Consider the following 13,928-nt stretch of genomic DNA (forward strand, 5'->3'; position numbering starts at 1 on the left):
CTAAATCACTTTCAGGCTGAATTCATAAGTATGGGGTTCAGAGCTTTTAATCGTTTGACGCTCGACCGGCGTGCCGAAGTGTTCCGCCGCTGCGTCCATTAGCCCTTCGGCCAGCGCATAGAGCTCATGTTTAGAAAAATAACGAAGCCTCATTGCCGTATCGGTACGCGAGAGCACCGTAAATTTCGGCAAATCGGCATCAGGATATAATTTTCGGACCTGCACATGGATATCACCATCCAGGTATTCCATCACATCAAGCAAACTGTCTTTGCCTGAGAGCACTTGCCCGTGGGCGGCGGCCAGCTTACCAAAAAGGTAGAAGCCAAAATCATGTAATAGCTCATCGACAGGTTTGCCGGTTTTATCTACCAGCACAGTGACTATCTTTTCCAGCTCGCTAAACGGGTAATAACCCACTGCAGTAAAAGCGCCTTCGTTCTCCAGATTTGCTTCTACCAGTACCTCGTCGGCAAACTCCGGTGACGCCTTCTCTTCCAGCATGTCTACCAGTGAAGTGAACACAATTCCCAGCATCTATGACTCTCATTTTTGGATTAAAATTGAGTGTAGTTGAGTTTAGCGACTCTACAAGCCGCTACCTCTGTTCTTTAGTCTACTTCTGGCGCATCAGGCTCCGCTGCAGGCTGAACGGTCTCAACGTCAATGGCATCAACCCGCTGCAAGCCACGGGGAAGTTTATTTCCGCGTCGGCCGCGCTCACCCTGATAATGTTCAAGGTCTGCCGGGCTCAAAGTCATACTGCGTTTACCGGCAACAATTTTAATCGACGCACCGTCAGGCACTACTGCCAGCGATTTCACATACTCTTCCCGCGACTGTGCTTTCGCAGACGGAATATTGATAAGCTTATTACCTTTTCCTTTACCAAGGCTGGGCAAATCGCGCAGCGGGAATAACAACATCCGGCCTTCGCTGGATACCGACAGACACCAGTCGGTTTCGATATTGTGAACCGGCACCGGCTTAATCACTTTCGCCGCAACAGGCAGGCTCAGATACGCTTTACCGGCTTTATTTTTGCTGACCATGTCAGCGAACTTACCAACAAAGCCGTAACCGGCATCCGAAGCCATCAGGAAGCGCTGATCGTCAGCTCCCATTAATACATGTTCAAATTGCTCGCCACCGACAAGACCGAAGCGACCGGTAAGCGGCTCCCCCTGACTTCTTGCTGAAGGCAGGCCATGCGCATCGCAGGCGAAGGTACGGCCTGACGAGTCCAGAAAGACTGCCGGCTGGTTGCTACGCCCCTTGGCACTCGACCGATAGCTGTCGCCAGCTTTGTAACTTAGCGCTTCGGCGTCTACATCATGGCCTTTCGCACAACGTGCCCAGCCTTTTTCGGAGAGCACCACTGTCACGGCTTCCGAAGGCACCAGCTCTTTCTCAGACAAGGCTTTGGCATCGGCGCGTTCTACCAGCGGCGAGCGTCTGTCATCACCGTATTTTTCTGCATCGGCCAGGATTTCTTTCTTAATCAGGGTTTTCAGACGACGATCAGATCCAAGCAGTTGTTGAAGCTTATCGCGCTCTTCTTCCAGCTCGTTCTGCTCACCCTTAATTTTCATCTCTTCCAGCTTGGCAAGGTGACGCAGTTTCAGTTCGAGGATTGCCTCAGCTTGCTTGTCAGATAGTGAGAACCGACGGATTAACTCTGCTTTTGGCTGATCAAAGGTGCGAATAATTTCAATGACTTCGTCAATATTCAAAAAGGCGATCATTAAACCTTCAAGAATATGCAGGCGAGCCAATACCTTGTCCAACCGATACTGCAGACGTCGGGTTACGGTATCTTTCCGGTACACCAGCCACTCACTGAGAATGGTCTTTAGGTCTTTCACCTTCGGTCTGCCATCCAGACCAATCATATTCAGGTTAACGCGGTAATTTTTTTCCAGATCTGTAGTGGCAAACAGATGCTGCATTAACTGCTCAGTATCGACGCGGTTAGAACGCGGTGTGATCACCAGACGAGTGGGGTTTTCGTGATCGGATTCGTCTCTCAAATCGCTGACCATCGGCAGCTTTTTCGCCTGCATCTGAGCGGCAATCTGTTCCAGCACTTTGGCGCCGGATGCCTGATGCGGTAACGCAGTAACCACTATGTCGCCGGCTTCTTCATGAAATACGGCGCGCATTTTCAACGAGCCACGTCCGGTTTCATAAATTTTAGCAATGTCGGCACGCGGCGTAATAATTTCCGCTTCGGTGGGGTAGTCAGGTCCCTGAACGATATCCAGAAGCTCCGTCAGCTCGGTCTTACTATTGTCGAGCAGCTGCGCACAGGCGTTTGCCAGCTCGCGGACATTGTGCGGCGGAATATCCGTCGCCATGCCCACGGCAATGCCGGTGACACCATTTAACAGAATATGAGGTAACCGTGCAGGCAATACGCAGGGCTCGTTGAGCGTACCATCAAAATTCGGGATCCAGTCTACCGTGCCCTGCCCCAGCTCTGTCAGCAGTACTTCTGAAAAACGCGACAGCCTGGCTTCGGTATAACGCATGGCGGCAAAGGACTTAGGATCATCCGGCGCTCCCCAGTTACCTTGTCCGTCAACCAACGGATAGCGATAGGAAAACGGCTGCGCCATCAACACCATCGCTTCATAACAGGCAGAGTCGCCATGCGGGTGAAACTTACCTAATACATCCCCGACAGTACGGGCAGACTTTTTGTATTTGGCATTGTTGCTAAGGCCAAGATCCGACATCGCGTACACTATCCGGCGCTGCACAGGCTTAAGCCCGTCAGCAATGTGCGGCAGTGCCCGATCCATGATGACGTACATGGAATAGTTGAGGTAGGCATCCTCAGTAAAACGGCGTAACGGCAATTGTTCGATGCCGTCTCGATTAATAGTTATCTGGTCGCTCATGGGGTATTTTCATTTTGTTATTTACCACTACCACTGCTTACAGCCTGACAAACCCCGGGGAGTTAACCTGACTGCGTGCGCGGCGGCCGAGCCGAAGGGGTCAGCACACTCCTTTACGGCAGCTATTTGATACGCTGCCAGTGAACAGATACCGGCAATAAATTGCGGCGTCTTCTCCAAGCTATTGTGGGGTAATAGCGCACTGAGTGCAATACAGATAAACGCGCGGTGACTGTGAGTTCATGCTCATCCCCGGCAGCATGGTATTCTGTGATAAATCTGTGTTCAAAGGCAGGTAATGCTCTTTATTCACCAATCCGCTTTGTACATTGTTAAGCGTGGTGGTTTAATAGAGATTATTCGCTTTCAATCACTTAACTTGTCGCTGTCATGTCTGTAGCCCGCATACTTTTCCTGGTTTTCACTCTGATGCTGTTCTTTTGCGGGACAGCGGCACGGGCACAGCAACCGCATACCCTGTTCAGCGCAGAGCAGGAAGTCAATTTATCCGATGACCTGCACTATCTTGAAGAACTTGGTGGACCGCTGACTATCAGCGACGTCACGAAACGGAAAGCTGATTTCATGCCCTATCCGAAAAGCAATCCGAACTTCGGGTTCAGGGAAAACGGGCTGTGGCTACGGGTTAGCCTGAGCAATGTCAGTGAAGTCAGCGACTGGGTAATCACTATAAACTTCAGTCAGTTGGACAAGGTCGACTTCTATCTGGTGGACGATGGCATTATCAAACAAAGCCATCAGGGCAAAGCCCAGACAGAGCAAATATTTCGGATCCCAACAATGCGTATCAGTTTGCCCGATACGGACGCTGTCGATTTATTTATTCGTGTTGAGAGCAACTCATCCAGCCTCATTGTGCCTCTGGAAGTGAAACCGGAACAGATCCACAGCCAGGAAGTGCAATGGGACAACTTGCTCTGGGGCTTGTTTTACGGTGGCCTGGTCATTCTCGCCATTTATAACCTGGTCCTTTACTTTGGCGTACGTGAGCCAAGCTTGCTGGCTTATGTGGGTTACATCTCAGCGGTCGTGCTGTGGCAGTTTGTGTGGGGCGGTCATATTCATTTGTTCTCCAGTGATGGCCTGCCAACCTGGTTTATCAGTCATACGGAACTGATCTTCGTGATCATCGGTATCAGCTCCGGCATATTCACGCTGTATTTTCTGGAGACGAAGAAACATGCCAGAACGGCTCATCCGATATTAATCGCGTTACTGATCGCTCAGGGAGCGGTGGGTCTTTTTTGTATGGTAGATATTCTGCCTGCCATCTGGAAAAACAATCTCGTGTACGGCGTCGGTCTGGCTGCCATATGCAGTTATATTTATGCTGGTTTTGAAGCATTCTTCAACAAGTTTCAGCCCGCGCGCTACTTTATTTTCGCCTGGACCATGCTCGCAGCCGGTGCCATTACCGGCATGCTGAGTCTAATAGGCTTGCTACCTTCCAATGACTTCACCACTTACTGCTTCCAGGTAGGCGTTTTCCTTGAAGCTGGCTTATTCTCCTTCGCACTGATGGAGAAAAGCCGCAGCCAGCTGGAAAATGAAGTGGAGCAGGCGACCAACGATCTGCGCAATAACATGGAGTTAATAGAAGAGCAAAATGCCCGGCTGGATATCGCCCGAAAAGACGCCATTAAAGCCAGCAACGTAAAATCGCAGTTTCTGGCCAACATGAGCCATGAAATACGCACCCCACTTAACGGGATACTGGGTTTCAGCCGTGAGTTGACGCATTCATCCCTGCCCCAGGACCAGCAGGAACAGGTTCGCATTATCAATGCCGCCGCTGATAACCTGTTAAGCATTGTGAATGACGTGCTCGATTTTTCAAAAATCGAGGCAGGAAAGCTCCAGATTAATAATCAGCCTTTCTCGCCAAATCAATTGCTGGAAGAGATGGTTACCATAATGGCCAAATCAGCGCACAGCAAACGGCTTGAATTCATTTACGATTTGCAACCGCTTCCGGAAAAGCTGATTGGGGATATGTTCCGCATCAAGCAGGTGCTGAATAACCTGCTGAGCAACGCACTTAAATTTACCTCTTCCGGTGCGATCACCTTGTCGGTTAATGGCAGAGCGCTCCCCCACGGCATTCACGAACTCGAATTTAAAATTGAAGATACTGGCATCGGCATCAGCAGGCAGGACCAGAAGAAGTTGTTCAATGCCTTCTCTCAGGTCGATGATGCGCTTAACCGCAGTTATCAGGGTACCGGTCTGGGATTGGTGATAAGCCGGGAACTGGTGCGCATGATGCGTGGCAACATGAACCTGAAAAGCCAGCCCAATATAGGCAGTACGTTTGAGGTAACACTGCGTACCAATCAGCTAAGTCAGAAGTATTCGCTCTCTCCCCATGCTGACTGGATTGGTAAGCACGTTGTCGTATTTGACCCGGTACCTGCTACCCGACAGGCCAGCGCACAAATGCTTAAATTGCTGGGAGCGAAAACCACCAGCGTCGAGTCACTTGGCTACCTGAAATCTCTTGATTGCCACCCGGACTACCTCATGGCCGTGTTGCCGGTAAGCAAGATACAATATCGAGACCAGCACCTGACGGAACTGGTCCAGTTTCCCGCTAAAAAGCGGATCCTCTGGTATTCCGGCCCCGAGCCCTTTAATCAATATCCCAGCCTGAGTCAGTATTTTCACTCTCAGGTCAGAATGCCAATGACAATCACCAAGCTGGATGGTCTGGTACACCGCCGGACGAAGTCCAATCGCAACCCGATGCAGGACAAAATAGACGCCTTGCCCAAGGTGCGGATCCTCGCGGTAGATGATATGGATATGAACCTGAAACTGCTGCATACCTGGCTGGATCAGTCGCCCATCGACCTGACCACTTCTATGAGCGGTCAGGACGCGGTAAACCGTTGTCAGACACAGGAGTTTGACCTCATTCTTATGGATGTGCAGATGCCTGGTATGGATGGCTTGCAGGCCTCGCGAGCAATTCGAAAAACGCCGCTGAATATGGGAACCCCGATTATTGCCGTCACTGCACACGCGTTCAAAGAAGAGCAGGAGCGCCTGTTACAGTCTGGCATGGATGACTATTTACCAAAACCCATTGAAATCGGCACATTGTTAGATCTTATCCGGCGCTGGTGTCAGAGTACTGCATCGCCTGCTCTGGATCTGCCCTCCCTGGACTGGGAGCTGGCGATTAAGCGCACGAACAATAATCAGGCAGTCGCCAGAGAGTTACAACGTGATTTTGTTGCCATGCTGCCAGAAGCGATCGACAACATTAAGCAGCAGTGGGACGACGGCAACTACGATGATTTGAAGGCGGAGGTGCATAAGCTCCATGGTGCGTCATGCTATGTCGGAATGCCTAAGCTACAAAGTCTGGCAAATAAGCTTGAAACTGCGCTGAAGCTTGATCAACATTTCCTGGTTGCGGAACATTTATCAGCACTGACAATGGAAGCGGAAATTGTCATCGTAGAGACGAACCGTGAACAACGTATCGTGCAGGATGATCTGGGAAATCCGTGAAAATGCGAATACATCTATGAGCCTCAAGGCGCACAGCCGAATGACTGCTCGGGGCAGTCTTTTGCAGGGCAGACGGAGTAAATCAAAATAGACCCACAACAAGTAGCTACCTTTTTTATTTACCCGCTTTCTTTCAGCGACGCGGAGCTTTTTTCAGGCGCGCGGTCACCGTATTTACGACATCAAGATTGATGTCCCCCGTCTCAATCGACAGTATGAGCTCGCGCTAAATACGATAAAAAGCTAGTGAACACTCACTTATAAAACTTGAAATCGTTCGCCAACTTAGACAGGACAAAAGCATATTACTCGCTGGCAACGGCGCGATGTCTTGCTTCCTGACATTCCTTCATTAGTGAAGAAAACTCGCCGGGGGTGCGATCAAGCTCAGTCGCTGAGATGAATACATCAAATCCGAGGCGTTCGCGTAACTGGGTCATACGATTGGCCAGCATGGCTTTAATGCCTGTCAGTACTTCTCCGTCACTCAGCTTAAAGTGCTTATCATCAAATACGGATTGCTCGTAACAACTGCCAGTCGCGCAGTTTTCATCGCGATTCTGCAACAGCAAAGGCCGCTGCTCCATTAACAAGTGCGTGGCCAGACGTGGAGACACGCTGCGCAGGAAGGGTGTGTAATCTTTGATGCGAAATCCGATGGCTTCTAAGTCAACATGATCCAGGCCGTGCCTGACACGCGGGCAATCAATTCGCTGTACATTGTCCCAATCCAGATTCCAGTTGCCCAGACGATGGTTGTAGGTGATTGATTGTGGGGTAATTTCAATACTGTGTTCTGGCTCACGTAGTTTGAACCAGCCAATCAGCAAGGCAACCAGAGATGCGCTGGTGATAAAAATTCCGGCGAGAAATAACCAGTCAGGTGCAAATGTCAGCCACAGCGCTGATATCAACAGGCCGGCTATCCCAATGACGATACTGGTTATGCCATTTCGCTTGGATGTGGCGCGAATGAAGATCGGATCAGTGTCAGTTCCAGACATACAGGTAAACCACCAGCATAATTATGGCCCAAAGCACGTACAATCGAATACGCCGGCAGTGTGGGCAATCGGTTTGCCACCAGCGTTGCGTTCGTCCGGCTTTAGCGCCCGAGTGAGAGTCTTTCATGCTATCTCAATACGTTGAGACCATCACAGCAGTTTACCTTATTCAACAATTGCGATCACTCGTCAGCTATCACTGCCCGGCTTACCATGACAACCTGACAGATGCTACACAGCGACTGAACGTCTTTGCTGCTCAGCAATTTGTGCCCTAAGCCGGTTGCGGATGTGCGTTCTGGTGAAGCTGTTTTTGCTGACGCTGGTAACGACGGCGATGGAACGCCGCGACGATAGTTGGCGTGAACACCAGTGACAAAATGACGGAAAACCCAACCCCACCGGCCAGTACCACCGCCAGCGGAGGCCAGAAACTCCCCTCACTAAACAGCAGTAGCGGTATGAGGCCGCCCACGGTCGTGAAGGTGGTGGACAATATATGTCGGCTGCAACCCATAGTTTCGGCGACGATGGCCCGGGTATCCCCGATTCTGGCATCGCCATTCGAGTTGATTGCTGCAATCACGACAATAGAGCCGTTAATCGCCACCCCGATCAGTCCGGCCGAACCGAGCAACGGATTGAATCCAATCGGTAAACCGGAGATCCATAAGCTGCCCATCCCCAGCCCGACAGAGAGTACCGCCACCAATCCAATAACAGATGCCATACGCACACTTTGAAATGTCAGGATAAGCGTGGTTATCATTAATACCAGCAATACCGGCGCATACGTGCCAAGTTGCCCCAAAGCCTGTTGTTGTTCGTCAGCATCGCCTGCCATGTGAATACGAAAACCATCCGGTAGCGCGATATTGTCCTCTACCAGGTTTCGCAGCGTGTTGCTGGCATCCACCGCCGGCACACCAGGCAGTAAATAGGCTTGCACGCGGTTGACGCGCTCCCCGTCAAGACGGGTGATACCACTTAAGCTGGGAACCAGCGCCAACTCTCCAATAGCGTTAAGTGGCACCCACTGTCCCGACTGCGACAAGTTAGCACTAACTAACGGCATCCCCTCTGCAGAGGAAAGATTTTGTCTGACATCGTCCGAATATCGAACGCGAACGGGCACATCTTCCGTACTTTCCAGAATAGAACCACCAGTCTGGCCGGCGAGGTTTACCTGCAATTGTCCGGCAAGTTGCGACAGCGTTAATGCAGACAGCGTTGTTGTGGTGCTGTTGGTGCGTACTTCGAGGGCTGGTTCACCCAGGGTAATAGTCGCAGTCGACTCGGAGATCCCTGGCACTTTTGTCATTAACTGTCTGACTTGCTGACCGATGGCGTTTAACTGCTCAAGGTCAGGTCCTATTATCTCGACTTCGATAGGCGCTTCAATTGGCGGGCCCTGACCAAACGCTCTGACTACAATTTGTGCCGAAGGAAATGCAGCTTCAAGGTCGTGCTGCAATTCACCAATCAGTCTTGCGGCCTTACTCACCGATTCTGACGTCACCACCGCGTTGGCAAAGTTAGGTGTATTGTCGCGTTTCATCACCTGGTTGTAATAGACTGACGGCGCAGAGCCGCCTACCAGCCAGGTGACATCCGTCACATCACCATGCGCGCGAATGCGACTATCAATTTGCTCAACCAGCGCATGCGTATGTGTGATGCTGCTGCCATCCTGAGACCAGACGTAAACTTCAAACTGGTCGCGATCGGCACTGGGGAAGAAAACATTCGCGAGCTGGCCAGATAAGGCAAAGCCCGATAAACAAAGCACCATTACTACAGGCAGCACAATCAACGGGCGCTGGATCCAGCCTGCCAGTGTCGCGCTGAACGCCGCAGTCAGTGACGGCGTTTGTATACCCTGAGACCACCAGCTTCGGTTTACTTCACCGTGGCGAGGCAAAAAGCGCGCTGCCAGTGCGGCAATAATGGTAAGCGAGATAAACAGCGACCCTATCAGGGCCATTACCACACTGATGGCAATCGGACTGATGAAATCGCCAATGTTCCCATTGAGTAAAAATATCGGCATAAAGCCCAGAATGGTAGTCAGCGTTGATGCCAGCAACGGCGCGAACAGGTGTCGCACGCTGACGGTAAGTGCATCCAACCGGGTGTACGCATCGTTTTTCAGGTTGATGCGAATTTCGTCAGTGATCACAATGGCGTTATCAATCAACAAGCCGATGGCGATGATCATCCCGAAAATCGACATCTGATGGATTTGCTCGTTGTAAAAACTCAGCGAGAACAACGTAAACCCGGCACACAGTGGCAATGCCAGGCCGACTATCCACGATGCTTTTACCCCCATAAACAGCAGAATAACAAGCATGACAACCGCACAGCCCATCACCAGGTTTTGGGTCAGCTCGCTGAGCCTGGCATCGGTATACTGGTTCTGCTCAAATACTATCGTTGCCTGCACCGAACCGGCAAAAGCCGTGTTGAAATCATCCACTGCCGCCAGTGCCTGAGAGGTCCACTTATCGACTCTTACCGTGGTCTGCATTCGGGCGGCAACAAATACGGTACGTTCGCCATTCACTATCGCAATATCATTAACCGGCTTTTCCCATCCACGGTATACACTGGCGACATCGCCTACCCGAAGGTAGCGTCCGGACTGATTAAGCAACGGAACGTCGCTGACCATTTCCACGCCATCAAAGGCACCAGTCATATCCAGTCGCAGTTGTTTTTGGCCCGGATACAGGGTGCCCGCAGGCAGTTTAGGATCGGCGGCGCGAATGGCATTGCCTACGTCAGCTATCGTCAGCCCCGATGCCGCCAGTCGTGAAGGCTCAACCTCAACGACGATTTCCTCTTCTGGGGCACCGAATACTCTGACCAGCTCAGTCCCCCCCACATTACGTAGTCTGTCAGCCAACTCCTGTGCCAGACGAGCGGTCATGGTCAGCGGCAAAGGCCCGTCCTGCTGTGGGGTCATCGATAACAGCAGTGTGAACGCGGTTGCCCCGCGCTTCTCATCAAACACCGGTGCCGCCACACCGTCAGGAAAATCGGCAGCAGCTGCACTTAAGCTATCTCTGACTTCACTGAACAGCGATTCATTAGTGCTATTGTCAATCCAGTCCTGGGTTTCGATCGTTACAATGGAAATACCCGCTCGTGAAGTTGAGCGTACCTCTTTAATTTCGTAGATTTCGCGCAGGCGATCTTCAATAGGATCGGTCACCAGGGCCTCTACTCTCTCAGCTGATGCCCCCGGGTATGCGGTGATTATGAGTGCATTGCGCGTATCAATACGCGGATCTTCCAACCTGGGTAAGGTGGTAAGGGCCGAAAATCCGGCGACCAGCAAAATCATAATGCTTAATACCAGCAAGTGACCGCGACGGAAAAACAGCGTGTACCACGGGGATGGGGGTGTTTGAGGCGCAGACATTACTTCAGCTCCGCCGTATCATCTGAGGCTGTTATCACAGATACCGTTTGTCCGGGCGAGAGACGATGCGTGCCTGACACAACGAACTGGTCTCCCTCGGAAATTGCGCCTCTGACAAAAGCACGCTCACCGTCTGTGTAGATGACTTCAAGAGTGCGGCCTTCCAGCACAGGCTCGCCACTGTCTGCTGTTTTAACAACAAATACTCGCCATAAGCCACGCGTACCATTGCTCAACGCTGTCACCGGCACCCACGCCCCACGCTCCTCGCGTTCTTTTCCGGTTTGCATACTGGCCATATCGCCCGGCATCACGCCACTGTCTTGCGGGAGCGTTACCAGAATATCAATAGTACGCGTAGCCTGCTGGCGTAAGGCCAGACGGTGTGACACCTGACCGGTCAATGACTGACCATTCACGGTGAGTTGCACGTGCTTACCAGGCTCGGCGGCACTGGCAATATCGGAAGGAAGCGCAAAACGCGCCTGTAACGCGCTCTGACTGGTGAGTGACAATATCGGTGTACCCGCACTCACCACGGTGCCGGCGTCGATCATTCGCGCGTCTACGACCCCCGTGAACGGGGCCACTATCACTGACTTTTCACTTTCTACCTGTAATGACGCCAGCGCCGCTTTGACTTCATTAACCTGTGCCGATGCCGCTTCAACCCGGGCTTTGGCTTCATCTAAACGCTGCGCAGACTCAACCTTGCTTGCCACCAGCGACTGAATACGTTCGACCGTCAGTGAAGCGAGACTGGACTCAGCTTTAGCTCGTGCAAGACTGGCATTCAGTTCTGCCCGCTGTGCCTCAATGCGCTGCGTATCTAAACTGGCTAACTGTTGGCCTTCACTGACGCTGTCGCCCTCTTCCACCAGCACGTCTGCAACCAGTCCCTCTCTTTCAAATCCCACTTTGGCCTGTCTGGGTGATTCAATTAGACCGAATACAGAAACGGGCATGTGAAAACCGTTTTGCAACGTAACCGGTTTTACATCGACGCGCGCCGCATTGGCTTCTCTGTCCTGCGCGTCAACCTTGGAAAAGCCGGCAGCAAATAACAGAATTACCAGAGCGATCCCAAAAATGGCAAGCGCAGCCCATAGCCGCCGAAAGTGCTTTCCCTCAGGCTGTGAAGAAACTGGCGTCGGTGAATAGGCCATAGATGGAGTCCTTGATTGTCAAAGCGTGTTGTCGGGAAAATGCGTATAGTGTTTGTACAAGTGTTATGCTAAATTATAAATACTAGACCGTCCAGTTTGATAATTAGTTTTTTTAGTAAAGGTGTTTTTTGAACGCATCAGTAAGCCGTGCCGGCCGCCCAAAAAGTGAAGCAAAGCGACGTCAGATCCTGCATGCTGCCAGCGAGCTGTTTTTAAACGAAGGGTTCGCTAACACGTCGATGGATAAGGTAGCGAAGGCTTCCGGCGTCTCCAAGCAGACAGTGTATTCGCACTTCGAAAGTAAAGACTCACTATACACCGCAGCCATTGAAAATAAGTGCCTGGCCTACCAACTCGATCCGGCCAGACTGTCACAGCACAACGGTTGCCAGTTACCGCTAGAAGACTGCCTGCAAACTATCGGGGTCCAGTTCGTAAAATTGTTTCATGACGAAGAAGTTATTGCGATGTACAGGGTCGTTATTGCAGAGGCAAATAACAACCCGCATGTGGCGGAACTGTTTTACAATGCCGGTCCGAAAGCCAGTATTTATGTTCTGGCGGGCATGTTCGAAACATTCAGCAATAATCGGTTATCGCATGCCGACGCGCTTGCGCTGGCAATTGACTACTTCAGTCTGCTCAAAGGTGAATTTCATATCCGCACATTGTTTGGCCTGGCATCACCACTGTCCGGCGAGCAAATAGAGGAAAAGGTAAGAACGGCGGTAGCCAAAACCCTGCTGTTATTTAACCACGCTGCTGGGAATAGCAAAACGTAAACTTTGGTCGCTAAAGATAACAACCTCTGCATTACACCTTGTCACCTTTTTGTTAGACTATGCCGCGTTTTCACATCGGTGATGAGATAGTCATGACAGAATTTACCGGCAATCATATTCTTTCAGTTAATCAGTTTGATCGCGATGCCATTGAAAAAATCTTTTCGGTGGCACATTCCATGGAACCTTATGCTCGCCGGGAAAAGCGAACCACCGTGTTAAGCGGTGCGATTCTGGGCAATTTATTCTTCGAGCCCAGTACCCGAACACGCGTGAGTTTTGGTACTGCTTTTAACCTGTTAGGCGGTGAAGTCCGCGAGACTACCGGCATGGATAATTCTGCGCTGGCGAAAGGCGAGTCGCTGTTTGATACCGCGCGGGTACTCAGCGGCTACTCAGACATTATTGCCATGCGCCACCCTGCCGCAGGCTCAGTCAGCGAGTTTGCTGAGGGCAGCCGGGTACCGGTAATCAATGGCGGTGATGGCGCGAACGAACATCCCACTCAGGCCCTGCTAGATCTTTTCACGATTAAACGCGAGCTAAACTATCATGGCAAAGGCATTGATGGTCTTCACATCGCGATGATTGGAGATTTGCGTTACGGTCGAACCGTGCATTCACTTTCACGTTTGCTGTGTCTCTACAAAGATGTACGATTTACACTTATTTCCCCGAAAGAGCTGGCGATGCCGCAGCCAATCGTGGATGCCATCAATGATGCAGGGCACCGACTCACCATCACCGAGCAACTGGAAGGCAACATGGATGCGGATATCTGTTATCAGACCCGCATTCAGGAAGAACGCTTCCCTTCGCAGGAAGAAGCCAATCGCTATCGCGGTAAATTCCGTCTCAATCAGGCAATTTACACGCGTCATTTTCAATCGAAGACCGTTATCATGCATCCGCTCCCGCGGGACAGCCGTATGGAAGCTAACGAACTGGATAATGATTTAAACATCAATCCCAACCTCGCCATTTTCCGTCAGACCGACAATGGTGTCCTTGTCAGAATGGCCTTATTTGCCCTGACACTTGGCGTAGAAGATCTGGTGAGTAAATACGAACGTGATGTGGTCTGGTACAGCAACAAGAGCAGTTAAAGC

At 51.2% G+C, this 13,928-nt stretch carries 8 protein-coding genes; 3 read left to right on the top strand and 5 right to left on the bottom strand.

Annotated elements, in window-relative coordinates:
- Together JKP77_RS00320 and parC are read right to left on the bottom strand one after the other, a co-directional pair.
- Positions 1 to 537: a heme NO-binding domain-containing protein gene (locus JKP77_RS00320; RefSeq protein ID WP_218309215.1), complete on the bottom strand. Its 537-nt coding sequence runs from the start codon at positions 535 to 537 to the stop codon at positions 1 to 3.
- A gap of 74 nt (positions 538 to 611) precedes the next feature.
- Positions 612 to 2,903, bottom strand: coding sequence for a DNA topoisomerase IV subunit A (parC, locus tag JKP77_RS00325; protein WP_218309216.1), 2,292 nt, complete (start codon positions 2,901 to 2,903; stop codon positions 612 to 614).
- 390 nt (positions 2,904 to 3,293) lie between these two features.
- Between parC and JKP77_RS00330 the strand changes: the two genes are divergently transcribed.
- A complete protein-coding gene (locus tag JKP77_RS00330; RefSeq protein WP_218309217.1) occupies positions 3,294 to 6,440 on the top strand; it encodes a hybrid sensor histidine kinase/response regulator in 3,147 nt (1,048 codons plus the stop codon).
- A gap of 305 nt (positions 6,441 to 6,745) precedes the next feature.
- Here the strand turns inward: JKP77_RS00330 and JKP77_RS00335 are convergent, their stop codons facing one another.
- From JKP77_RS00335 to JKP77_RS00345, 3 genes are all read right to left on the bottom strand, one after another.
- Entirely contained in the window at positions 6,746 to 7,444 is a 699-nt protein-coding gene (locus JKP77_RS00335; RefSeq protein ID WP_218309218.1) for a DUF2982 domain-containing protein, read from the bottom strand.
- Between the two features lie 274 nt (positions 7,445 to 7,718).
- Positions 7,719 to 10,871 carry an efflux RND transporter permease subunit gene (locus JKP77_RS00340; RefSeq protein WP_218309219.1) on the bottom strand — a complete coding sequence of 1,051 codons (3,153 nt, stop codon included), beginning with the start codon at positions 10,869 to 10,871 and terminating at the stop codon, positions 7,719 to 7,721.
- Positions 10,871 to 12,037: an efflux RND transporter periplasmic adaptor subunit gene (locus JKP77_RS00345; RefSeq protein ID WP_218309220.1), complete on the bottom strand. Its 1,167-nt coding sequence runs from the start codon at positions 12,035 to 12,037 to the stop codon at positions 10,871 to 10,873. The genes JKP77_RS00340 and JKP77_RS00345 overlap by 1 nt, the downstream gene beginning before the upstream one ends.
- Positions 12,038 to 12,165: 128 nt before the next feature.
- Here JKP77_RS00345 and JKP77_RS00350 point away from each other — a divergent pair, with 128 nt between their 5' ends.
- The gene (locus JKP77_RS00350) at positions 12,166 to 12,819 is read left to right on the top strand and encodes a TetR/AcrR family transcriptional regulator (protein ID WP_218309221.1); all 654 of its coding nucleotides are present in this window, start codon (positions 12,166 to 12,168) and stop codon (positions 12,817 to 12,819) included.
- Between the two features lie 92 nt (positions 12,820 to 12,911).
- Positions 12,912 to 13,925: an aspartate carbamoyltransferase gene (locus JKP77_RS00355; RefSeq protein WP_218309222.1), complete on the top strand. Its 1,014-nt coding sequence runs from the start codon at positions 12,912 to 12,914 to the stop codon at positions 13,923 to 13,925.
- Positions 13,926 to 13,928 lie beyond the last annotated feature (3 nt).

Origin of the sequence: Alteromonas antoniana, assembly GCF_019249295.1 — a bacterium.
Taxonomy (GTDB): Bacteria; Pseudomonadota; Gammaproteobacteria; order Enterobacterales; family Alteromonadaceae; genus Alteromonas; species Alteromonas antoniana.